Source organism: Halobacillus sp. AWH4_228 (assembly GCF_056158365.1).
Genome location: NZ_JBSWTE010000001.1, coordinates 3,254,984 through 3,277,610, shown reverse-complemented (window position 1 = coordinate 3,277,610; position 22,627 = coordinate 3,254,984). Strand labels below are relative to the sequence as shown.

20 protein-coding genes, 1 riboswitch and 1 other annotated feature are annotated in these 22,627 nt (G+C 47.8%); of the genes, 11 read left to right on the top strand and 9 right to left on the bottom strand.

The window, feature by feature from the left end; genetic code table 11:
• Positions 1 to 184 precede the first annotated feature (184 nt).
• The 3 genes from ACXADP_RS17070 to fabI are packed head-to-tail and all read left to right on the top strand — an operon-like array spanning position 185 to position 2,771.
• Entirely contained in the window at positions 185 to 1,258 is a 1,074-nt protein-coding gene (locus ACXADP_RS17070) for a C45 family autoproteolytic acyltransferase/hydolase (protein ID WP_474972325.1), read from the top strand.
• A 10-nt stretch (positions 1,259 to 1,268) separates the two neighbouring features.
• Complete coding sequence (locus ACXADP_RS17065) at positions 1,269 to 1,946, top strand: Dph6-related ATP pyrophosphatase (protein WP_474971983.1); 678 nt, start codon at positions 1,269 to 1,271, stop codon at positions 1,944 to 1,946.
• A 45-nt stretch (positions 1,947 to 1,991) separates the two neighbouring features.
• Entirely contained in the window at positions 1,992 to 2,771 is a 780-nt protein-coding gene (fabI, locus tag ACXADP_RS17060; RefSeq protein ID WP_474967521.1) for an enoyl-ACP reductase FabI, read from the top strand.
• A gap of 207 nt (positions 2,772 to 2,978) precedes the next feature.
• On the opposite strand, the gene ACXADP_RS17055 is transcribed toward fabI, so the two are convergent.
• On the bottom strand, positions 2,979 to 3,212 hold the full coding sequence (locus tag ACXADP_RS17055; protein ID WP_474967522.1) for a hypothetical protein: 234 nt from the start codon (positions 3,210 to 3,212) through the stop codon (positions 2,979 to 2,981).
• 175 nt (positions 3,213 to 3,387) lie between these two features.
• On the opposite strand from ACXADP_RS17055, the gene ACXADP_RS17050 reads away from it, so the two are divergent.
• Complete coding sequence (locus tag ACXADP_RS17050; RefSeq protein WP_474967523.1) at positions 3,388 to 4,764, top strand: Glu/Leu/Phe/Val family dehydrogenase; 1,377 nt, start codon at positions 3,388 to 3,390, stop codon at positions 4,762 to 4,764.
• A gap of 446 nt (positions 4,765 to 5,210) precedes the next feature.
• Positions 5,211 to 5,987, top strand: coding sequence for a 3-hydroxybutyrate dehydrogenase (locus tag ACXADP_RS17045; protein WP_474971982.1), 777 nt, complete (start codon positions 5,211 to 5,213; stop codon positions 5,985 to 5,987).
• Positions 5,988 to 6,124: 137 nt separating this feature from the next.
• Here ACXADP_RS17045 and ACXADP_RS17040 read toward each other — a convergent pair whose 3' ends face one another.
• The 3 genes from ACXADP_RS17040 to ACXADP_RS17030 all read right to left on the bottom strand — a co-directional run bounded on the left by ACXADP_RS17040 (position 6,125) and on the right by ACXADP_RS17030 (position 11,032).
• Entirely contained in the window at positions 6,125 to 7,411 is a 1,287-nt protein-coding gene (locus tag ACXADP_RS17040) for a GntP family permease (protein WP_474967525.1), read from the bottom strand.
• A gap of 109 nt (positions 7,412 to 7,520) precedes the next feature.
• The gene (gene ppc / locus ACXADP_RS17035; RefSeq protein WP_474971981.1) at positions 7,521 to 10,280 is read right to left on the bottom strand and encodes a phosphoenolpyruvate carboxylase; all 2,760 of its coding nucleotides are present in this window, start codon (positions 10,278 to 10,280) and stop codon (positions 7,521 to 7,523) included.
• 236 nt (positions 10,281 to 10,516) lie between these two features.
• Positions 10,517 to 11,032, bottom strand: coding sequence for a GNAT family N-acetyltransferase (locus tag ACXADP_RS17030; RefSeq protein WP_474971980.1), 516 nt, complete (start codon positions 11,030 to 11,032; stop codon positions 10,517 to 10,519).
• Between the two features lie 176 nt (positions 11,033 to 11,208).
• On the opposite strand from ACXADP_RS17030, the gene ACXADP_RS17025 reads away from it, so the two are divergent.
• Positions 11,209 to 12,690 (top strand): Na+/H+ antiporter NhaC family protein, encoded by a 1,482-nt coding sequence (locus ACXADP_RS17025; RefSeq protein WP_474971979.1) that lies wholly within the window; start codon positions 11,209 to 11,211, stop codon positions 12,688 to 12,690.
• Positions 12,691 to 12,973: 283 nt separating this feature from the next.
• On the opposite strand, the gene ACXADP_RS17020 is transcribed toward ACXADP_RS17025, so the two are convergent.
• Positions 12,974 to 13,456 carry a DinB family protein gene (locus tag ACXADP_RS17020; RefSeq protein WP_474971978.1) on the bottom strand — a complete coding sequence of 161 codons (483 nt, stop codon included), beginning with the start codon at positions 13,454 to 13,456 and terminating at the stop codon, positions 12,974 to 12,976.
• 186 nt (positions 13,457 to 13,642) lie between these two features.
• On the opposite strand from ACXADP_RS17020, the gene ACXADP_RS17015 reads away from it, so the two are divergent.
• The 4 genes from ACXADP_RS17015 (at position 13,643) to ACXADP_RS17000 (ending at position 17,531) form a co-directional block, all read left to right on the top strand.
• Positions 13,643 to 14,335, top strand: a complete 693-nt coding sequence (locus ACXADP_RS17015; RefSeq protein ID WP_474971977.1) for an AIM24 family protein — start codon at positions 13,643 to 13,645, stop codon at positions 14,333 to 14,335.
• A gap of 139 nt (positions 14,336 to 14,474) precedes the next feature.
• Positions 14,475 to 14,595: riboswitch (SAM riboswitch) on the top strand.
• 122 nt (positions 14,596 to 14,717) lie between these two features.
• Entirely contained in the window at positions 14,718 to 15,191 is a 474-nt protein-coding gene (gene msrA, locus ACXADP_RS17010) for a peptide-methionine (S)-S-oxide reductase MsrA (protein WP_474967531.1), read from the top strand.
• Between the two features lie 545 nt (positions 15,192 to 15,736).
• Positions 15,737 to 16,852 carry an ethanolamine utilization protein EutH gene (gene eutH, locus ACXADP_RS17005; RefSeq protein WP_474967532.1) on the top strand — a complete coding sequence of 372 codons (1,116 nt, stop codon included), beginning with the start codon at positions 15,737 to 15,739 and terminating at the stop codon, positions 16,850 to 16,852.
• Between the two features lie 25 nt (positions 16,853 to 16,877).
• Positions 16,878 to 17,531: a peroxiredoxin-like family protein gene (locus ACXADP_RS17000; RefSeq protein ID WP_474967533.1), complete on the top strand. Its 654-nt coding sequence runs from the start codon at positions 16,878 to 16,880 to the stop codon at positions 17,529 to 17,531.
• A 40-nt stretch (positions 17,532 to 17,571) separates the two neighbouring features.
• On the opposite strand, the gene ACXADP_RS16995 is transcribed toward ACXADP_RS17000, so the two are convergent.
• The 4 genes from ACXADP_RS16995 to argS all read right to left on the bottom strand — a co-directional run bounded on the left by ACXADP_RS16995 (position 17,572) and on the right by argS (position 20,705).
• Entirely contained in the window at positions 17,572 to 17,826 is a 255-nt protein-coding gene (locus ACXADP_RS16995) for a DUF4190 domain-containing protein (protein ID WP_474967534.1), read from the bottom strand.
• 35 nt (positions 17,827 to 17,861) lie between these two features.
• Positions 17,862 to 18,344 carry a ribonuclease H-like YkuK family protein gene (locus ACXADP_RS16990; RefSeq protein WP_474970351.1) on the bottom strand — a complete coding sequence of 161 codons (483 nt, stop codon included), beginning with the start codon at positions 18,342 to 18,344 and terminating at the stop codon, positions 17,862 to 17,864.
• Between the two features lie 375 nt (positions 18,345 to 18,719).
• Entirely contained in the window at positions 18,720 to 18,950 is a 231-nt protein-coding gene (locus ACXADP_RS16985; RefSeq protein WP_474967535.1) for a hypothetical protein, read from the bottom strand.
• Positions 18,951 to 19,025: 75 nt separating this feature from the next.
• Entirely contained in the window at positions 19,026 to 20,705 is a 1,680-nt protein-coding gene (gene argS / locus ACXADP_RS16980) for an arginine--tRNA ligase (RefSeq protein WP_474971976.1), read from the bottom strand.
• Positions 20,706 to 20,746: 41 nt separating this feature from the next.
• Positions 20,747 to 20,961, bottom strand: a binding site (T-box leader).
• 698 nt (positions 20,962 to 21,659) lie between these two features.
• Here argS and ACXADP_RS16975 point away from each other — a divergent pair.
• Positions 21,660 to 22,598 carry a polyprenyl synthetase family protein gene (locus ACXADP_RS16975; protein WP_474971975.1) on the top strand — a complete coding sequence of 313 codons (939 nt, stop codon included), beginning with the start codon at positions 21,660 to 21,662 and terminating at the stop codon, positions 22,596 to 22,598.
• Positions 22,599 to 22,627: the final 29 nt, after the last annotated feature.

Below are 22,627 nucleotides of genomic sequence, written 5' to 3'. Positions count from 1 at the left end.
CCCTGCGTTCCCTTCTCGTAAACGTTTTCTATCATTTGTTACAATCATTAGCGTATCAAAAAAATCGTCGAAAAACTATATGAATGGCGCATTTATTCCTGGGTGTGGCAGAATATGGATGTCTTTTTTGATGAAGGAAGACATAGTAGAATGAAGCTAATTCAGAAAAAGAGAGGGTCAGATGATGAAGCAGGTATACAGCAGGGTGGTACAATTTCGTGGCTCCCATTACGATTATGGATATTTTCAGGGGAAACAGCTGAAAAATTCGATGACGATAAAAAACCGGGAAAAACAGTGGAAGGTACGTATCCCGCGTTTTACAGTAGAAGAATCAGAAGTGAAGGAGGCGATTACCCGCTTTGCTCCGGGCATTTGGGATGAACTGCTGGGCCTCAGGGATGCCCTGGGGTGGCCGATGGAACGGGTGATGATGGAATTCGGCGGCTACCGGGTCGACTATAAACGAAGCGGCTGCTCCATCATGACGGGTAACGGGTATTTTATCCGTAATTATGATTATATGCCGAAAACGTATGAAGGGCGTTACGCCTTGTTTCAACCGGAAGATCAGGGATACAGCACAATCGGACCGACGCAGAGAATAACCGGTCGTATGGATGGGATGAATGAAAAGGGACTCGTTCTCGGCTATAACTTTATGCATCGGAAGAGGCCGGGAGATGGGTTTATCTGCTGTATGATTGGAAGAATCATCCTCGAATCCTGTGCGGATGTAGAGGAAGCCGTGGCGATGCTGAAAGAAATCCCCCATCGTCATTCGTTCAGCTACACGGTATTTGATCCGAGCGGACGTACGTATGTTGTGGAAGCTTCTCCGCGTGGAACGGCTGTAAGGGAAGCGGATGTGTGTACCAACCATTTTGAAATCATGGTAGAGGAAAACCGGAACCATCTGGTGGATTCCAAACGGCGGATGGAGGCTGTTCAGGCCGGACGTGAACAGCTTTCCGGGGCTTACGAAGCTTTCCGTCTGATGAATGATACAGACGGCGGTGTATTTTCGGATCTCTATGACCAATGGGCTGGTACGATTCATACAGCCGGCTACCTCCCGAAGGAAAGAAAGGCATGGTTTGCTTTAGGTGGAGATCAGGAGCCGGTGGAATTGGACTTTCATCAGTGGCTTGCAGGGAAGGATGAAGCACGGACGATGATTTATGGAGAAGTGGACACAGAACTGCCTTTTGTCCACATGGAAGACGGGGCTTACTGGAATGGAAGAAAACGGAGATAGGGGGAGCGCAATGACGGAACGTGTGGTTGTATCGTGGAGTGGCGGGAAAGATTCTGCTTTTGCTTTATACCTGATGCTGAATGATCCTGCCTATACTGTAAAAGGGTTGATCTCAACCGTGTCTGCAGAAAGGAAGAGGCTTCCGGTCCACGAAGTGAAAAGGGAATGGATAAGGAGCCAGGCTGAGGCCCTGCAGCTGCCCTTATACGAGGTGGAACTTCCGGAAGAGGCCTCCAATGAGCAGTACGAGCAGGCGTTGGGACGACAAGCGGAGCAGCTGAGGAAGGAAGATGTCTCCGCTGTCGTCTACGCCGATCTTTTTCTTGAGGATATCAAAGATTACCGCCTGCAGCTCTTGGATAGGATAGGGATGGAAGGAATATTTCCTTTGTGGAAACAGCCGGCAAAAGAAACAGCAGAGACGTTGATCCAGCTTGGCTTTAAAAGCATCGTCACGACCGTGGATACCGACGTGCTGCCTGAAGAGTATGCAGGAAGGACGTTCAACATGGATTTTCTGGATGCTCTTCCTGAAGGGGTGGATCTGTGCGGGGAACATGGGGAATTCCATACCTTTGTCTATGATGGCCCCTGTTTCATCCACCCGCTGCCCGTCACCTCTGGACTTCGTTTTACCTCTTTAGGTGGAAGATTTGCTCATGTAGAATTAGAGGAGCCCGGCAAATAAGTATGGTAAGATAAGTAGTCGAGAAAAGATTCACTGGAGGTAATTATGGAAGACATTTTACAGTTGAAAGATAAGAACATCGTCGTGATGGGTGTAGCCAATAAGCGGAGCCTTGCCTGGGGCGTAGCGAGGTCCCTCTACAAGGCAGGAGCGAATGTCATTTTTACATATAGAAAAGACCGCAGCTATACGAAACTGCAGAAGCTTCTTGAAGAAGAAGGCGTCGAGGCGGGAGCTGTTGTTCAGTGTGATGTAAACAATGACGAAAGCATCCAGGAGGCCTTTACGACAATCGGAGAGCAGGCAGGTGTGATCCACGGGGTCTGTCACTCCATTGCCTTTGCCCATGCGGAAGACTTGAAAGGCGACTTTATTGAAACGTCCCGGGACGGCTTTGCCTTCGCTCATGATACGAGTGCTTACTCCCTCATAGCGGTAGCCAAAGCGGCGCGGCCGTATATGACAGAAGGCGGTTCATTGATGGCTATGAGCTATCTCGGTGCGGAGCGCCTGGTGAAAGGATACAACGTCATGGGGGTAGCAAAAGCCTCCCTTGAAGCGGCTGTCCGTTACCTCGCTGAAGATATGGGACAGCAGCAGGTCCGTGTGAATGCGATTTCTGCGGGAGCTGTCCGTACGCTCGCTGCAAAGGGTGTACCAAGCTTCAATGAAATTCTCAGCAAGATCGAAGAAACGTCTCCGCTTAGAAAAAATGTGACACAGGAAGAGGTCGGCGATATGACGCTGGCTATGATGAGTCACCTATCCCGGGGGGTAACCGGCGAAATCGTGTATGTGGATTCTGGATATAATATTTTAGGTTGAACAAAAAGCTCCCTTATTCAGGGAGCTTCAGCTTGTAGAGAAACCTCTGTTTCTTTACAAGCTTTTTTCTTTCTTGCCGCCAGGAGCGAAAGCCCCTTCCCTTTCCGCGGACGAGCGCCCGAGCTTCCTCGCAACACCCACGCTCGGCGATCTCGGACCACTCGTTCTTCCGCAGGAGTGGAAGGGGCACCGCTCCTTGGGAGTTCTTTAACATCGAAAATGACTCTCCTCCACCCAGCTCATCCTTGCTGGATGGAGGAGAGTCTTGTTCATATTCCGGCAGGCATCCGTGATCAGCGCCTGTTCTTTCCCTTTTTCTTTTCCACGCAGGCGGCCATAACGCAGCCCATGCCGTTCTTTTGAATCTGCATACACGAGGAGCGTTTGGTGGTGATGCCCGCGGCATTCATCCACCAAAAAGCGGAATGTGACCCTTGGCACGACAAATGGACAACTCTAACTGGTTAACACAGACTTTTTCTACAGCCAAAAGCTCCCTTATTCAGGGAGCTTTTTTAATGGTTAGGAAACGTTTCACGTGGAAAAATTAGGGTATGGGTAATTTAGTGAGTGAAAATCAGCACAGGACCTTATCATTAGATCGGAGGCTTTATGTATGCAGAGACAACAATCAATCATCGAAGAGTCACTGAAAGCAGTTATGGAAGATGAAGATTTTCTACCGGATCTGAAGTACCAGTCCAGAGAGCAGGCGTATAAATCACTGGTGGCCCTTCTATCCACACCGAATCACGTGCACAAATCATACTTAAGAGTTCCCATGGAGGACGGTCAGATCGTTCGTATTCCAGCCTTTCGTATTCAACACAGTGATACGGTAGGCCCATATAAAGGCGGGATCCGCTTCCATGAATCGGTCCATGAAGACGAAGTGGCCAACCTCGCTAAGCTGATGACGTTGAAAAATGCCCTTCATGAGCTGCCGTTCGGCGGAGGAAAAGGCGGCGTCGGAATCAATCCCAAAGATTACAGTGTGAAGGAACTGAATCTGATCTGCAAAAAATATGTCCAGTATTTTAACGATATTCTGGGGCCTGATAAAGACATACCAGCTCCTGACGTAGGAACGGGAGAACGGGAAATGGACTGGATGATGGGTGAGTACAAGGCGCTCCATCCGGGAGAACCCTACCGCAACAGTTTTACAGGCAAAAGCATTGTGAACGGTGGGTCACTTGGACGCCGCGAATCAACAGGGAAAGGTGTCTACTTTACGTTCCGCTATATGCTGCATGACTTCTTGAAGAATAATAAGGACTGGCTGGAAGGGACCGATAATATATTTGCCAAAACGGCGCTGAATCATGCCGATAAAGAATTGAAAATGGCTGTTCAGGGCTTTGGAAACCTTGGATCAGTAGCCGCGCTTGAATCCAGGAAATGTGATTACTTGAACAACAAAGTGGTCGCTGTCAGCGATGCAAACGTCATGTTGTACAACCGTGATGGGCTGGATATTGAAGCACTTGTGGAATTCACGAAACAGAATGATGGAGACCTTCCCACCGAAGATCAGCAGCTGGAAGAGCACGAACTCCAAGCAGAAATCAGAGACCGGGATGAACTGCTTACCATGGATGTCGACGTCCTGTTCCTTGCAGCGCTGGAAGATCAGATTCACGAAGGCAACATGAAGGATATCCAGGCAGAAATTATTGTTGAAGGCGCTAACGGACCTATTACAGAGGAAGCAGATAAGCATCTGGCGGATAAAGGGGTCTTGATCATTCCGGATATCCTTGCCAATGCCGGTGGTGTGATCGTTTCCTTCTATGAATGGGTGCAGGGAAGAGAGGCGCGTTTCATGAACGAAGACGAAGTATTTGAACGGCTGTTCGATAAAATGAAACATACGATGGATACGATTCTTCCGCAGTTTTTCGGAGATCCGTTCCCGCTCCGTCAAAACTGCTATATCCACTCCGTTATGAAATTGTCCAACATTATGTACCGCCAGGGAAAACTATACTAAAGAAAAAGTTCGTCCTACCCAGTTAGAGTTGTCCGTATGTCATGTTGAGAGGGCACGTTCCGCTTATCGGTGGATGCCTGCCGCGGGCACGTCCTCCGCTGACTTGGTCAAGAAAACCATTGGACCAAGTGGATCTTCCGCTCGCACTGTTCCCGGAGACGTCACCACCGAACGCTTCTCGTGCCGATGCCTGTGGGAAGACTGCTTTATCCTATGATAAAAAAGAACGTTGAGCATCGCTTCTTCGCTGTTTCAAAAGCACAGGACAAGCTGCGTTACTGCCGCTTTGAGAAAATCCTATATTGGTGACCGCTCCTTTGAGTCACTGGAAAAAAGGTTTCTCTACAAGCTGAAAAAACTCAGCCTTTCAAAGGCTGAGTTTTTTGTGCATTTTTCCGGAAAAGTGGGAAAGGTAAGGAGTGATGAACCTAGAAGGAGGAATTATCGTGTTAGAAGGAAAATCTGCCTTAATTACAGGATCAGGCCAAGGCATCGGTTTGGAAATTGCTACGGAATTTGCAAAAGCCGGTGCCAAAGTTATGTTAAATGACATCAACCAGGAAACATTGGACAAATCGGTCGAGGAGCTTCGATCTCAAGGCTTTACGGTCGAAGGTGTTGTCGCCAACGTAGCGAAAGAAGAAGATGTGAAGAATGCGATTGAAGAAACAGTCAGTAAATTCGGCCGTATCGATATTCTCGTCAATAATGCCGGGATTCAGCACGTGGCTCCGGTGGAGGAATTTCCATCTGAGAAGTTTGCATTGATTCTTGATATTATGCTCAAAGGCCCATTTTTCGGAATCAAGCACGCCTTTCCCCATATGAAAAAGCAAGGGTATGGACGTGTCTTGAATATGGCTTCCATCAACGGTTTAATTGGGTTTGCCGGTAAAGCAGGGTACAACAGTGCCAAGCACGGGGTTATCGGGCTGACGAAAGTGACGGCTCTGGAGGGAGCTGATGATGGCATTACCGTTAATGCGATCTGCCCAGGCTATGTGGATACGCCGCTTGTTCAGAATCAGCTGGAGGACCTGGCGAACACGCGGAACATTAAGAAAGAAAAAGCCTTGGAAGAAGTCATCTATCCACTTGTCCCTCAGAAACGTCTCCTTCAGGTCCAGGAGGTCGCTGACTACGCCATTTTCCTTGTCAGTGATAAAGCGAAAAGCATCACCGGTCAAGCTGCAGTCATTGACGGTGGGTATACCGTTCAATAAAACCATAAATAAAGGAAAACCCTGTCCTTGGTGCAGGGTTTTTTTATGACTTAGACAAAAAAGGGAGGAACTTCTCATCATGAGAAGTTCCTCCCTTTTTTCTATATGATCATTTGGAGACGTCTGAGGCAGCCGGGTTAATTGATTCCCATCATAGCCAGCAGGATGATGGCTATGGTTGCAATCATTGGAATGACCAAGCCCACTACGAATACGTCCTTGTAGGAATCCTTATGGGTCAGGCCGGTAACCGTGAATAAAGTCAGCAGTGCCCCGTTATGAGGAAGGATGGAAGCACCTGAAGCTACAGAGGTAATTCTGTGGAAGGCTTCCAGACTGAGTCCTTGATTCACTGCTATATCATAATACTCCTGACCGAGCGCTTCCAAAGCGATTCCCATACCACCAGAAGCAGAGCCGGTGATCATCGCTAACAGCTGGACAGCGAAAGCTTCTGAAAAATAAGGGCTGAGTGGAATACTGAAAATAAGCTCTTTCACTGTATCAAATCCGGGGGAAGCGGTAACCACTGTCCCGAAACCAACAGCCGCACTTGTATTAATGGTCGCCATAACCGATCCGGAGGCACCGCCGTTTATGGCTTTGATAAAGTCTTTATAATCTCTCCAGTTAAATGCCATAATCAGCAGAATTCCGATGAGCAGGGCGGTCAGGATATTCAAGTCAAATATATTCAACGTCGCTACTACTGCAATGAGGGGGATGGTGGATAAAATCCAGTTTGGAAGTTCTTCCTCGTTGACACTTTTCACCTGGTTATCCCCTTCAGGTTCTGTAAAGGTTTCATCATTTTTAGTCAGCCGGCCTTCGCGGAATTTCAAATAAAAGTATCCGCCGACAGCCATGATTAAAGCGGCGGCGATGCCCAGAATCGGTGCCGCCATCGTATTGGTCTCGAATGTATTGATCGGAATGATGTTCTGAATCTGTGGTGTACCCGGAACAGCGGTCATCGTAAATGTGAAAGCGCCGAGAACAAAGGTGGACGGGATCAGTTTTCTTGAAACATTCGCTTCTCTGAACATCGCTACAGCGAGAGGATAAACAGCGAAAACGACGACGAACAGACTGACACCGCCGTAGGTTAGAATAGCAGCCGACAGCAGCATACCAAGGATGGCCCGTTTTTTCCCAATGACACTGGAGATTTTGTGAGCGACGGACTGGGCAGCTCCTGTATCCTCCATCAGCTTTCCGAAAATCGCACCGAATAGGAAGATGGGGAAGTAGTCTTTTGCAAAATCTACGAATCCCTGCATGTACGTGTCCGTATAGGCAGGGAGGATGTCCATTCCGCTTAGAATTGCGACAAAGCCTGATACGAGCGGAGCAATCCAGATGATGGACCAGCCCAGGTAGGCGAGAAGCATGAGTAAAACAAGTCCTAAAAGGATACTAATCATGATGATTCCCTCACTTTATGTGGTTGATGTCTGTTTTACTATGTCCAATTCAGCGGATTTGATGAACCACATAAAAAAACTGCCGGCGCTTGGCCGGCAGTTTTGTTGATCAACCTGTATTACGAAGTCCTGCAGCGATTCCGCTGATCGTCAGCAGTACTTCTGTTAGAATTTCATCGTTTGGATCTTCTTCCTTGCGGAGCTCTTTAATCAACTCCACCTGCAGGAAGTTCAATGGGTCGACGTAAGGGTTCCTCAGACGGACGGATTCCTTGATCGTCGGCTGATGATTCAACAGTTCATCATCTTCTGTAATCCGGAGGAGGATTTCTTTCGTACGCTCATATTCTTCAACCACTTCATTGAAGATCCGCTTTCCGATCTTTTCATCCTGGACAAGCTCGGTATACTCACGGGCCGTTTGAATGTCGGCTTTCGTCAGGGCCATCTGCAGGTTATTGATGGTAGAACGGAAGAACGGCCAGTTTTCATACATCTGCTGCAATTGGTCAAGTTGCTCGCTGCCTTGATCGGCATAATAAGCGAGACCCGTTCCTGCGGCGTACCAGGCAGGGAGGAGCTGGCGGTTCTGTGTCCAGGCAAAGACCCATGGAATGGCGCGCAGATTTTCAAACTTAGAGCTGTCCTTACGCTTCATTGGCCGTGACCCTATATTCAGGCCGCTGATTTCCTGAAGCGGCGTGGCTTCATTGAAGTACGTAAGAAATTCAGGGTCGCCGAAGACAAGGTCCTGGTATTTTTTAAGAGACACTTCGGAAATTTCTTCGATGGCCTGTTCCCATGTGTCTTCACGGTGGTGGCCCTGCTCCGATTCCTTCGAGACATTGGCTGCGCCTTCCACAAGGGTGGAGGCTGCCTGTTCCAGGCTTCGGTAAGCAATGTCACGTAGCAGATAACGGGAAGAAAGCACTTCTCCTTGTTCGGTGATCTTCACTCCTTCACCCAGGGTTTCAGCAGGTTGTGACAGCAGGCTGCGGTTCAATGGTCCGCCCCCGCGGCCTAATGAGCCTCCGCGGCCATGGAAGAACTTGAGACCGATACCATAATCCTCGGCCATTTCACGGATTTCCTGCTGAGCCTTGTACAAACGCCAGTTGGCCGTGAGTGTTCCACCATCTTTACTGCCGTCGGAATATCCAAGCATAATTTCCTGTGAACTGCCGCGCTTTTTCAAGTGACGGCTGTATATGTCCATATCAAACACAGTTTTAAGAATCTCAGGTCCGGCAACGAGATCGTCCACGGTTTCCAGCAGCGGGGCAACATTGATGTTGCTTTCCACTGTGCCATCGGCGTGAAGTCTGTAAATACCCGCCTCTTTAGCAAGGACAAGAACTTCCAGAAGATCACTTGCAGCTTCTGTATGACTGATCAAGTAAACTTCAATGGAGCGTTTACCGAACTCCAGGTGAGCTTTACGGATCATTTGGAAAACGGTCAGCATCTGCTGGGTGGACTCTGAATAATCCTCGTTCAGCAGGGAAATCGGACGCGGGTCTTTCAATACATCCTGAAGGACGGCCAGCTTCCGCTCTTCAGAGAGAGCTGAATAGTCCTCTTCAATTCCAACCTTACGGAGCAGTTCGGTAACCGCAGCTTCATGCTCCCCGCTGTGATTACGGATGTCCAGAGTAGCGAGATGGAAGCCGAACATTTCCACCTGTCGGATCAACTTTCTCAATTTTTTGAGTTCGCCTCGGTTCGGCTGGTGGGTCTGGGCGCTTTCCTGTATAAGGAGAAGGTCTTCATGCAGTTCGTCTGCATCTTTATAACCAATCTCAGACCGGCCTACTTGACGCAGGCGTTCAAGGATGATGGCAAACTTCCTGCGGTAGATTTCCCGGTCATCCCGCCATCTCTTTTCTTCAGAAAGAAGAGGTTCCTGCTCCTCGATCGATCGTTTCAGAGCGTCGGTCACGGTCACTTGTGTCGAAGAGTGACTGAATCGTTTCATCAGCTCCACAAGGACCTGGTCATATTTTTTCAAAGCAAGACGGCGCTGCTTCTCAAGCGTTTCCCAAGTGATTTCCGGAGTCACGTTCGGGTTTCCGTCACGGTCTCCACCAATCCAGGATCCGAATTTAAGGAAATTCGGTACGTCCCAGTCTTCTCCTGGGAAATGATCTTCCAGACGATTTTCAAGCTCCTGATGAATATCAGGAAGAACATCAAACAACGTCTGGTCGAAGTAGTACAATCCATTCCGTACTTCATCCATGACGGTCGGTTTGCGCTCACGGAGTTCATCCGTCTGCCATAGAACTGTCACTTCGTTCTGGAGGCTGTCCTGAAGATTTTGGCGTTCTCCTTTTGTGAGCTGCGGGTGATCCAGCTTTTGAAGGATTGCAGCAATCCGTTTCTGGATTTCGAGCACAGTTCTCTTGGTTGCTTCCGTCGGGTGTGCGGTAATGATCAATTCAAGGGAAAGGTCGTGGAGCACATCTTGAATCAACTCTTTGGAAAAGTTGTTGTTTTTCAAATTAACCACGGCACTTTCCAATGAAAAAGGCTGTGCCCCATGATCTTCACGGAGCTGATATTCTCTTCTTCTGCGGATTCTGTGGTTCTGCTCAGCGATATTCACAAGATGGAAATAGATGGAGAATGCGCGGATGACCTGCGAGCGCATAGGAGGCTCGAGGCTCTGGATTTCTTGTTTCAGCTGTTTATAAGTATGCTGTTCAGGGTTTTGGCGTAAGTCTTTGGTCAGCTGGCGGATGGTTTCTACTTTATTTAATAACTCTTCACCGCCGTGATGGACAAGAATGTTTCCAAGCATTTGTCCAAGGGAACGGATATCTCTCCTCAGGGGAGTCGTGTGGTCGTTTGTACTGTTAAGCGTTGTCACAATTTCACCTTCCTGTCAGATCTGTAAAATGGATAGTATTGTGCTTCATAATATTATCAGAATTATTTGTATAGTCAAATGTTCAGCAGTACCCTGTGCTTTTATATGGAAGCAGCAAGGGGGAAGGAATGCTTCCGTAAAGTGTGCTGGCCATAGACATGTAAGCGCTGCCTTCTACTCTGAGTAAAGAACCTTCTTTTCTATTTTAATTTTTTTTGAAGCAGAAAACAAAGATATCAATGATATGGAAACATCCGCTGATTTTTCCATTCATTTTTGGTGAGGAACATTTCCAGTGTGTGCCAAGGCTGGGTCTCCGTCATTTCCTTATTTTTATCTTGTTCTTTGAATGAGAACCCCGCTTTTTCATATACCCGGAGAGCCGGAGTGTTGAAGGCGAAAACGCCTAAGGTGACGCTCTCCAGATGAAGTCGGTCGAAGGCGTAGGTTGTGATTTCACGCAGCATCCGTGCAGCAACCTTTTTTCCTCTGTGTTCGGGATTCGTTATCACACGACCGATTCTTCCTGTCTTAAGAGGTTCGATCCGGCCGATGGAAATGTGTCCGGCCGGGCTGTCTTCCAACAGAGCTGTGAACGATTGACGGTCCTCCTTATTCAAGTATTTCTCCCACTGGCTCAAGGAGAGGGGGTGCTCAAAACCGGAGCCGCTCCATTGTTTCAGCTCGTCCTTTGACCTGATCCATTGACTGATCGTTTCAAAATCTTCCATCCTTGCCTGCCTTAATTTCATAATATAACTCCTTTATAACCAATGGTCTGTTCAGATACTATTACTGATCAGAGGTTTCTGTGCTTTCCAGATGATATCCTGATCTGCTTTAAAGTGGTAACAATTCAGCTGTTTATATTCCATCATATCAGGTGGTAAACTATACAAGGTTAAGTAATTGTTGAGGAGGGAATCAGATGGCTGATCAAGAGGGAAGAAATGAAGAAGTCATCGATGAAGCCTTAGGAGAAAAAGAAATCAAACGCCTGGAGTTCCATGGCGGGGTATTTGCTGCAACGATTCCTTTGGTTTTCTTTATCATTTGGGCCATTGTCTTAAGTGTGGCAGGCCTTGTTACAGAGCAGGGGCTTGTCTTAGGAATTGTGATTGGAATCGGCCTCGGTCTGTTCTTTACTAAATCGAAATGGTCAGATTATGCGCAGAGTCTGATTACAGGGATGGCTCAGCCGGTAGGGATCGTTTCGATCATTGCCTGGTTCTGGGCCGGCATGTTTGCAAATATGCTGTCTGCCGGAGGACTGGTGGATGGTCTGATCTGGTTCGGCTTCCAAACAGGGCTGGAAGGTGGAGCTTTCGTCGGTATTACGTTTCTGCTCGCCGGCTTATTTTCCACAGCCGTAGGAACTGGATACGGTACGGTAGCCACGTTCGGTGTGCTTATGTATCCAGCTGGTGTCATATTAGGAGCGGATCCGGTGCTGCTTGTTGCAGCGATTTTAAGTGGAGCTGTATTCGGGGATAACCTGGCGCCTGTTTCTGACACAACGATCGTCTCTGCAACGACACAGGAAGCGGATGTCCCTGGAGTTGTCCGTTCCCGTTTTAAATACTCCATGGCGGCTGCTGTTCCGGCAATGATTCTTTTCATTGTTTTCGGCGGCGGTGGGGAACAAGGAAGCCAGCAGGTGATCAATGACCTGCAGAGCCAGGTGTCACCCAACGGTCTGTTGATGCTGGTGCCATTTGTACTCGTTCTTATCCTGGCGCTGAGAGGCCAGCATCTTCTGACGTCCTTATCATGGGGGATTCTTGCATCCGTGGCTTTCATATATTTGAGTGGCATATCCTTAAAGGAAGTGCTGTATATTCATTTTAATGAAGCAGGGGACCCTGTGATTGAAGGGGCCCTAATTGATGGAATCAGCGGATATTTCAATATGGCTGTTTTGATCCTGTTCATTCTTGCGGCGGCTTACATGCTTGAAGTAGGAGGGACGATGGAAGTGATTAAGAACTTCTTCCTCCGCATCATCAATGGTGTAGTCCGCAGAGCTGAACTCGCCATCTTTGGTATTGTAGCTTTCTTGAATGCCTTCATCACAATCAACACAGCGGCGGAAATTGCAGCGGCTCCGTTTGTGAGGAAAATCGGGAAGGAATTGAATATTCATCCATACCGGCGGGCCAACTTCCTGGATACAGTGACCTCTTCCCTGGGGTATATTTTCCCTTGGAGTGGTGGTGTCCTGCTTTCCTGGGCCACGGTTCAGGGAGCGGCAGACAAGTATGACTTCCTCCCCGTCGTTTCGCCTGGTGAAGTATTCCCGTATGTGTTCCAAGGATGGCTCCTTCTGCTTGTTATGCTGATCGCAGCATGGACAGGATGGGGGCTCCGTTACACCGGGAAGAACGGCGAAGAAGTGAAGCCTGAAAAGTAAACAGGATCGTCAAAGATAGAAAAAGCGCAGAGATTCGTCTCTGCGCTTTTCAACTGTAGACAAGAGACTTGACTTGCCATCCAGTGGATCTGTAGGTGGTGTGCCTGGTCACGTTCCACTTATCGGCGGATACTTACCGCGGGCACGGCCTCGGTTCACTTGTATAGGAAGACCACCCAGCCAAGTTCCTCCGCAGAAAGGGAGTGGTCTCAGTTCCTGAAGGCCCGATAAAAAGCGGGGAATTTCAAGCCAGAGATTTACCTCTGCGTGTTTTTCTACGGGTTTATAAAGCTTCCACAGTTTCTTTCATTTGATCAAGGTGGCGGAGTTCGTGCCAGCCGATGAATTCAATCCACTGCACCAAGTCCATGTCTCCGAAAGCGGGGTGGGGAAACACACGGTTCTTCAATGTTTCTTCATCTTTGTTATGAATGAGGAATAACGTAGCTTCCCTTGTTTTTTTCAATCCATCCTCGGCTTCTGCAATCGTTTGGAACGTACCTTCAGGCCGGACGGACTCAGGGGCTTCCACCTTGTAGTCCCTTTCCGTCGTCCGGTGGATCGGTTTTTCGGAAGTCTGCTGGATATCTCCCTGCTTTACTGCCTGCTTGATCTGGTAGACGACAAGTTGTTCCATCAGGTACAGGTGCTCCAGAATTTCAAGGACCGACCATTTTCCTTCCCCGGGCTTCTGTGCTGCCATTTCGTCAGAGACGGAATGGGCATACTCCAACAGCTGTTTTCTTTTCTCATCAAGACCATACATAAACAGGTCCTCCTCGTCCTTAGGTTGTTTGAATAGATCAAATAGAATCATCATTCCCCTGCCAGGTGGTGATGAAACCTTTCCTCCATTGTAAACGTAAAACGATAGACAAAGGTTTCATAAATGGTCTAACCCACCCCGGGGTGTGGTATAGAACTATAACCTACATAAAAGGAGGAATCTGTCATGGCAGACTATTCGATTGAGGAGTTTATCAGGGCGACGAAACAGGATGATTCAGAAAATGATTATTTTGAGCTGGAAACCCCGCGTATTCTCGAGGTGAACCTGATGGATCAGGTCTGGGCGAAATCCGGGGCCATGATTTCCTATAATGGGAATATCAAGTTTGAGAGAGAAGGGATTCTGGAGCACGGTGTAGGAAAAATGTTCAAGAAGGCGTTGACGGGAGAAGGCAGTTCGCTGATGAAAGCGACAGGGCGCGGACGTTTGTATCTCGCTGATCAGGGGAAAAAGATTACGATTTTTGACTTGGATAATGAAACGATAACAGTAAACGGCAACGACCTTCTGGCTTTTGAACCGAGCATCGACTGGGATATCAAGCTGATGAAAAAAGTGGCCGGGATGGTTTCCGGCGGTCTGTTTAACGTGACCTTGAATGGCAGCGGACGTGTGGCTGTCACCTCCCATTACGAACCACTGACATTGCTCGTACGCCCGGGAGAACCGGTTATTACGGATCCTCATGCGACCGTAGCCTGGTCCGGGCATTTGGAGCCGAATTTCAAGACGGATGTAAGCTTTAAAACGTTTATCGGACGGGGAAGCGGGGAATCTATTCAAATGCAGTTCGAAGGAGATGGATTTGTCATCGTCCAGCCGTATGAGGAGATTTATACAACCGGCAGTCAGTAAGACTTTTCTTTTGCGTGGACTGGCATAGTCATGCTAAAGTGTGAATACAATGATGATACAAAAAGAATCATCATTTATCCTTTACTTCGTTACTGAAACGTAGTATATTGATAATCAACATTAAATAAATAACGGAAACTTCTTATCCAGAGAGGCGGAGGGACTGGCCCTTTGATGCCCGGCAACCATCGAATCAATCCACGGATTGACGAGAACGGTGCCAATTCCTGTAGGATGAACACCATCCTAAAAGATGAGAGGATCGTACGGATTGATACGAACCCCTTTTCTTATGTGGATAAGAAAAGGGGTTTTTTGCATATCAGCATACCCGTCATGGCTCTCGATAGAAGTTGCGTTAAAGGAAAGGGAAGATGTAGATATGGCAACAGCAATTTTCGGCGCAGGATGTTTTTGGGGAGTAGAAGCATTTTTTGAGAAATTCGAAGGGGTAACGGCAACAACCGTCGGTTACATCGGGGGACATCTCGAAAACCCTTCCTATGAAGAAGTGAAACAGGGAAATACCGGTCATGCGGAAGCTGTCCGTATCGAATATAATCCTGCTGTCATTACGTATGCCAAACTGGTCAATATCTTTTTTGAAGCTCACGACCCGACACAGGTAAATCGTCAGGGCATTGATGTAGGACATCAATACCGTTCAGTGATCTTCTATACAGATGCAAGCCAGAAGTACATTGCAGAAGAGAAAATCAAAGAATGGAGTGCCAAAGGCATCTTCAAGCGTTCAATCGCTACACAGGTGGAAGAGGCTTCCTCTTTCTTTGAAGCAGAAGAGCATCACCAGAAGTACATTCAAAAACATGGCTCCGCAGCCTGTTCCATCGGCTGATGAAAAGCCCCTCACTGAGGGGTTCAGCTTGTAGAGAAACCCCTGTTTCTTTACAAGCTTTTTTCTTTCTTCCCGAAAGGAGCGGTGCCCTTTCCGCGGACGAGCGAACGAGCTTCCTCGCAACACCCACGCTCGGCGGTCTCGGACCACTCGTTCTTCCGCAGGAGTGGAAAGGGCACCGCTCCTTGGGAGTTCTCTAACATCGAACAAGACTCTCCTTCACCCCGCTCATCCTTGCTGGATGGAGGAGAGGCTTGTTCATATTCCGGCAGCCAGCCGTTATCAGCGTCTGTTCTTTTCCTTTTTTTCCACGCAAGTGCGCAACAGCGCAGCCCGTGCCGTTCTTTTGAATCTGAGAACCTGCGTAGGGCGTGCCCGCGGCATTCATATACCGATAAGCGGAAAGTGGCCCTTCCCACGACTAATGGACAACTCTAACTGGTTAACACAGGATTTTTCTATAGCCAGAGCCCCTCAGTGAGGGGGCTTTTTTTATGGGGGAAAGTTCACTAGAATGGAGGAGATGAAGAGAGGAGGGAGAGGCTGTGTTGAATGATATCATCCTTATGGTCATGTGCGCCTTTATGGTTCTTGGAGCTCTTGATTACTACATATTGAATCACCGCCTTGCCTTAGGATGGCGTTTTTATGAAGCCTTTATGATGATGGGTCCTCTGGCCTTGTCCATGGTGGGGATCATCTCTCTGGCCCCGGTGCTGTCCAGATGGCTCGCGCCGGTCGTCACTCCATTGTTCCAGGCTGCAGGAGCTGATCCTTCGATGTTTGCTTCTATGCTGCTTGCCATTGATATGGGGGCTTATCCTCTGGCGGAATCGCTCGCGGCAGACAAAGGAGCGGCTGTTTTTTCGTGGGCTCTGCTTGGGACGATGATGGGCCCTACGCTTGTGTTTACCATTCCAGTTGCCTTGACCGTTGTAGCAAAAAAAGATCATCCTTTTTTCGCAAAGGGAATTCTTGCAGGAATGGTGACGATTCCAATCGGTTGTTTCATCGGCGGGTGGACAGCCGGCTATGAACCGGGGTGGATGCTTAGAAATCTGCTTCCGGCCATGATTCTATCCCTTTTCATCGCCGCCGGTCTCTGGCTCTTCACAGCCTTGACCATTCGTCTGTTTTCCTATTTCGGCAAAGCGGTCGAAATCATTATTATTTCAGGGCTTGCTCTCATCATTATTGAAACGTTAACAGGTATAACGGTTCTCCCCGGTATGGCTCCGTTATCAGAAGGGATGCTCATCGTGGGTAAAATCACTGTCACACTTGCAGGGGCTTATCCGCTGGTGGCGTTTATCAGCAGGCACGGCGAAAAAGTGCTCACCCGTGCGGGAAGACGTCTCGGGATGAACGCGGTATCGATGACAGGATTCATCGCATCGCTTGCTCATCATTTGCCGATGCTTGCCGTCATGAAGGACATGGACGATAGAGGGAAGACCATCAATGCGGCCTTTGCAGTCAGCGGAGCATTCGTATTCGGAAGCCACTTCGCATTTGTGGCCGGCGTCCAGCCGGACATGATACTTCCGGTGATCGTGGGCAAATTAAGTGCAGGTATTCTTGCTGTGAGTTTAGCCCTGATTCTAACGAGACAAGACGTTTCATTTTATGAAGAAGAAGATTCTTCGTATAATGAAGATTGAAATTGATCATAAAGGAGTTTTTCAAATGACGACAGATATGCGCAGACAATTTGACCAATACATCGAGAAATTCAAACAGAATGCCTCCCAGGAAGTTCAGGACAAAATGAGCGACGCCATTAATGAATTGGAAGCCTCTGAAGAGGGGAACGGTCTTTCCAAAGGAGAAAAAGCCCCGGACTTCATCCTTCCAGATGCCAAAGGTGGTCAGGTTCAGCTTTCCGAACAGCTGAAGCAGGGTCCTGCTATCGTAACTTTCTACCGCGGCGGCTGGTGCCCTTACTGCAACATGGAGCTGCGTGCCTATCAGGAAATCATGGATGATATTCATAATGAAGGAGCTCAGCTGATTGCTATCAGCCCGCAGACGCCGGATCAATCCATGACTACTCAGGAGAAAAACGACCTGGAGTATCACGTTTTGAGTGATGTTGGAAACAAAGTTGCTCAGCAGTTCAACCTTGTTTATGAGCTCCCGGATTATCTTGTAGATGTGTATAAGGATAAAGGATTGAATGTAGACAAGCATAATGGAGACGATTCCTGGACGCTTCCAGTATCCGCTACCTACATCATTGATACAGATGGTACGGTTGTATACGAATATACAAAATCTGACTATAAAGACCGTGCAGAACCTTCTGAAGTTCTCCAAGAGCTGAAAAAAGTAAACGCATAAGTCCAAAAAGATGCCCTCCATGGATGTGGAGGGCGTTTTTTTATGAGTGGAAAAATCCGAAAAGGTAGAAGCCGGCTGCCAGCATCAGCAGGACACTGACCTGGATGCAGATGCCAATGATGGAACAGATTTTTCCTGCCGTCGCAAAGTGCCGGCCGTTTTCTTTTTCCTCCTCTTCGCTGCGTAAGAAGGCATTGGCCATCACGATGCCGATGATGCCTGTTATTAATCCGGCGAGAGGGAGGAAGATGGACATGATGCCCAGTACGAGGGATGTCACAGCCTTTTGATACATAGAATGCTCCTCTCCTCCAAACAACCTTAGGGAGGTTATTTGGTATATCGGTTCGCATAGCTGCTGGCGGCGATTGAGTCGGGCTTGATTTTTGGTTCCATCCCAAGGGATTCAATCCTGGCCACCATTTCATTTACATACACTCTTGTCCGGTTCCGGTCACCGGAACCTATATCAATGTGTCCTTCCATTGTAAATGTCGCACCTTTGTAGATGTGAGGGAGGACAATATCAATTAACTCATTTTTCCGTTCTTCTGTAAAAAGGGAGGCAACCCGCTCTGTTAAAGATGTTTCATAGGAAATCCGCTCATGCAGGGTAGTCATTTCCCTGGGGATGACTTCTTTGCGGTAACAGGCCCAGGCCCCTTTTCCTACCCGCTGAATGACGACTCCGGTAATAAACAGCGTGCGGGAAGGGTGGACTTGTGAATCTGTTCCTACCATTAAACGGTAATTCCCGACAGGCTCCCGTTTCATAAATGTTAAAATATGTGAGAACACTTCTGCAAATCCCATTTTTTTATGCGTGAGGTTTTGAAACAAATCGAGCTGGTGCACATGTGCCATCTCCTTTTTTATTTCTAGGCAGTGGAGTGTGGGGGATAAGTGTATTCCCTTTTTTCTCCTTGGGCAATCCTTGATTGTCCTGCCGTGAAACTGTCTCCATCCAAGCAGCTGTGACCATTCTGTTATTAGGATATTCATAGACCTGCTTGAAAGATAACATGTTTTTAAATAGAGTATGTGTGCATTCTGCGCAATTTATGTAAAAAATAGTCAATGTGCAGAGGAAGGGGAGTGAAAGGACTGGATAACCTGGATCCATATCCTGCCCGTTGGAGAAAATGCATGGCACTGGAAAAAGGGCCCTGGTGGTGAGTGAAACAGGCCCTAGAAAATAAAAATCCAGCAAAGAATAATAGTGATCACAAAAGTGATCGCGTAGATCGTGGAGAGTAAAGGAATGCTTCCTTGATCTTTTTTATCGGATTTCAAGTGCTGCAGATCCTCTTCCGGGGTCAACTGGTTTTCCGACTTGTCCATGTTTTTGGCAATGACAACCGTACTGACCAAAGCGGTAATCGACAAAACAATGATGATGGCATAGTACAAAGGATACATTGAACATCCGCCCCCTGATTAAAGTCTTACCTTCATTATAATAGAAAGCGGGCGGATGTTGGAAATGTTCCTGATTTACATATGTTCCGGCGCAGCCATTCCAAGCAGACGCAGCCCTTCCTTCAGTACGACGGCAAATGCGTAAACGAGCGTCAGGCGTTCCTGTTGGGAAGCGGAGCCGATAATTTTTGATTTGGCATAAAAGTGATTGAATGTTCGGGCAAGGTCCAGCAGGTAACGGGCAATTTTAGAGGGATCATTGGTCGTACAGGCCATTTGAGTCATTTCTGGAAATGCACGGACCGCCTTTACTAATGGCCAGGCTTCAGGGTCGTCAACCGCCGGCTGCGGAGTGTCTGCCGAAAATCCGCCTTTACGTAAAAGCGAGCATGCGCGGGCATGAGTGTACTGCAGATATGGACCGGTATTTCCTTCAAAAGTAAGCATATCCTCGAGAGAAAATTCAATATCATGACGTCGATCCTGCTTTAAATCGTGAAAAATCACGGCTCCAACTCCGACTTGGCGCGCTGTTTCTTCAGGATTCGTGAGGTTGGGATTTTTCTCTTTCATATTCAAGAGTGCCTGCGCTACGGCTTCCTTCAGAGCTTCTTCCAACAAAACCGTCTTCCCTTTTCTCGTAGACATCTTTTTTCCATGCTGCAGAATCATCCCGAACGAGACATGCTCCAATCGGTCTGCCCACTCAAACCCGGCCTTTTTCAATACAAGCTTCATCTGCTGAAAATGAAGGGACTGTTCACTGCCAACAACATACAGACTTTTTTCGAAAGGATAAGACTGATAGCGGTCGATGGCGGCAGCGAGATCACGGGTGGCATACGTAGTGGTGCCGTTGCTTTTACGGATCAGACAAGGGGGCATTGTATCGCCCAGTTGAACCACATCCGCTCCTTCTGATGTTTCCAACAGACCCTTTTCCTCCAAAAGTTTGATGACAGGCTCCATTTTGTCCGTATAATAAGCCTCACCGCGAGTCCAATCAAAATCCACTCCAAGCATTTCATATAACGTGTTGAATTCGTTCAGGGAGGCTTCGCGGAACCAGTTCCAAAGGGTGAGCGCCTCCGGGTCCTGGGATTCCAGCTTCTTGAACCATTCTCTGCCTTCTTCAATGAGGGAAGGTTCTTCCTCGGCAGCTTCGTGAAATGTCACATATAGCTTAGTCAGTTCCTTGATTGGATCAGCTTCGACGACATCTGGATCGCCCCAGCGGGTGTAGGCGGCCAGAAGTTTCCCGAACTGTGTCCCGTAATCTCCGATGTAGTTGACCTTTACGGGAGTATAGCCGCACTTGTCCATGAGATTGGCCAGGGCGTTTCCAATGACGGTGGAGCGGAGGTGACCCATGGAGAAGGGTTTGGCGATGTTCGGAGAGGACATATCTAAGACTACGTTTTTCCCCTCCCCAAAGGTATGGCTGCCATAAGCTTCAGGGTCCTCAAGAACTTGATTCAACGTATGTTCGGTAATGAACGAGCGGTCAAAGAAGATGTTGATATAACCACCCTGGACCTCTACCTGATCAAAAACAGGGTGGTTCAGTCTGGAGGCGATTTCTCCTGCAATGATGACTGGTTTTTTACGCATCGACTTGGCTAGAGCGAAGCAGGGGAAGGAGACATCCCCAAAGGATGCCTTTTTCGGTACCTCCAACATGGACTCCACCCATTCGCGTGGATAATCCTCTCCGAGTATGTGAGATATTTGAAGTGCTGTCATTTGCTTTTCCATCTATGCTCCTCCTTTTCCATATAAAAAGGCCCCGTCTCTAAAAAAGAGACGAGGCCTGGACTCGCGGTGCCACTCTTATAGCTGAATGTAAATCAGCCGCTTGAATTTGATAACGGGGTGTCCCCGGATCTTCCTACGTGTGTTTCAGAAGACCATCTCCAAAGTCCGGTTCACCGACAGAAGGACATCCGGGCTTCCACCACCCCCGGTTCGCTGTGACCTTCCCGCCGGCTACTCTCTTTGTCATTGATTTTGAATAGTTGAAAAGATTATATCGGATTTCCAGCCACGATGCAATGTTTCATGTAAAAAGGGTCCATGTGGAATGCGGGACGTGATACGCGCCAACGTAAGAAGCCGCGTTTTGTAAAAATACAGTAAATAGGCCTCTATAACGATCGGTTCTGGAATGAATTTCATAAATTTTCACATTTTAAACTGGGTATATAAACCCTTTTAATTCCCATAAATTTATAATGATCCCGTTCATGGAAAATAACGTGTGTAAAAAGGCGCATATGAATGAGAGCGGTTTCTTTTATCCTGTCAGAAAATGAACCATTCGATGGTGTTCAGGCAAGACTGCCTGATAAGTAAAGCCGGCTTATCATTTGTTTATACAAAATATTCATGAATGCTCGAACGTATGGGACAGCGATGTACGTCTGTTGTGCTGTTTAAGGAGTATTTGAAAAACATCTTTCAAGCAGGAATAGGAAACTTTGATTATGACAAATAGATAACATTTGTATGACAAATCGATAACACTTCTATGTAAGCCTGTGAGAAAGTAAATCCATCACCAACGAGCGGAGGATGTACGCATAGAAAGATGGGGGAGGAATTTTCTATCTAATTACATAATACTTTACTACCTTTTGACGTTTATTCTTGATGTGATAGTGTTGTTTTGCAATCAGATTTCGACACATTTTTTGGAAAGGGAGGTGACGTATGGGAATGATTCCGAGTTATTCACCCGACCGTTTACACAGCATGATGGTTCAAGCGGTGAAGACTCATTTGAACGAAGCCGTCCTTGCCCGGATGGCTGAGCGGTTTATCTCCTATAAGAAAGCAGAAGGGTTTTCCTTTTCGCCGTTGACGCAGCTGCACTTTCATATCCATAGCAGGAAAAAGCATGAAGGGGTGTATGTTCTATCGGCAGCTATCGAGTTTTTAATACTGGCTCTTGATATCCTGGATGATCTTCAGGATGAAGATGCTGGCGATAAACCTTGGAGTCAGGTGTCTTCTGCCTCGTCCATGAATATTTCGACGGGGTTTTTGATGCTGAGCATGCAGCTGATGCATGAGTCCCCTTTTCAAAAAGAAACATCTTCGGATGCTCTTCAGGCCATGCACCAGCAGGTCCTGCAGGCGGTGAATGGTCAGCACGCCGACCTGAATGAATCCGCTTCTACGGAAGAAGAATTTCTAAGGATGATCAGGCGGAAATCCGGTTCGCTGATGGCATGTGCCTGTATGGCCGGAGCAGCTTTTCAAGAGAATGAAGACCTTTCAGGCGTTCGTTTGTATGCGGAGAGTTTTGGAATTGCGGCTCAGTTAGTGAATGACCTGCAGGACATTGTGCGTTTCGATGCTAAAAATGATCTCATTAACAAGAAGTGGACCCTCCCTGTATTTCTGCTCCTGCGGGAAAGCAGTGAGGAAGCCGGCTGGGTACGTGATTACTATGAAGGCCGTGTCGATCAATCGTTTATCACAGATAGAAAGCAGCCGTTGTTTGAGTGGGTATCCCGGTCCCCTGTCAAACCATATATCCAGGTGCTGATCCGGAAATATCAACGGCAGGCGTTACGGGAGCTGGACGTGTTTCAGGCAGGGCAGGCTTGGAAGGAACAAATGAGGAAGAGGATTGAAGATTTATAAAAGATGGATCTTGCATAAGGAGGAAACAA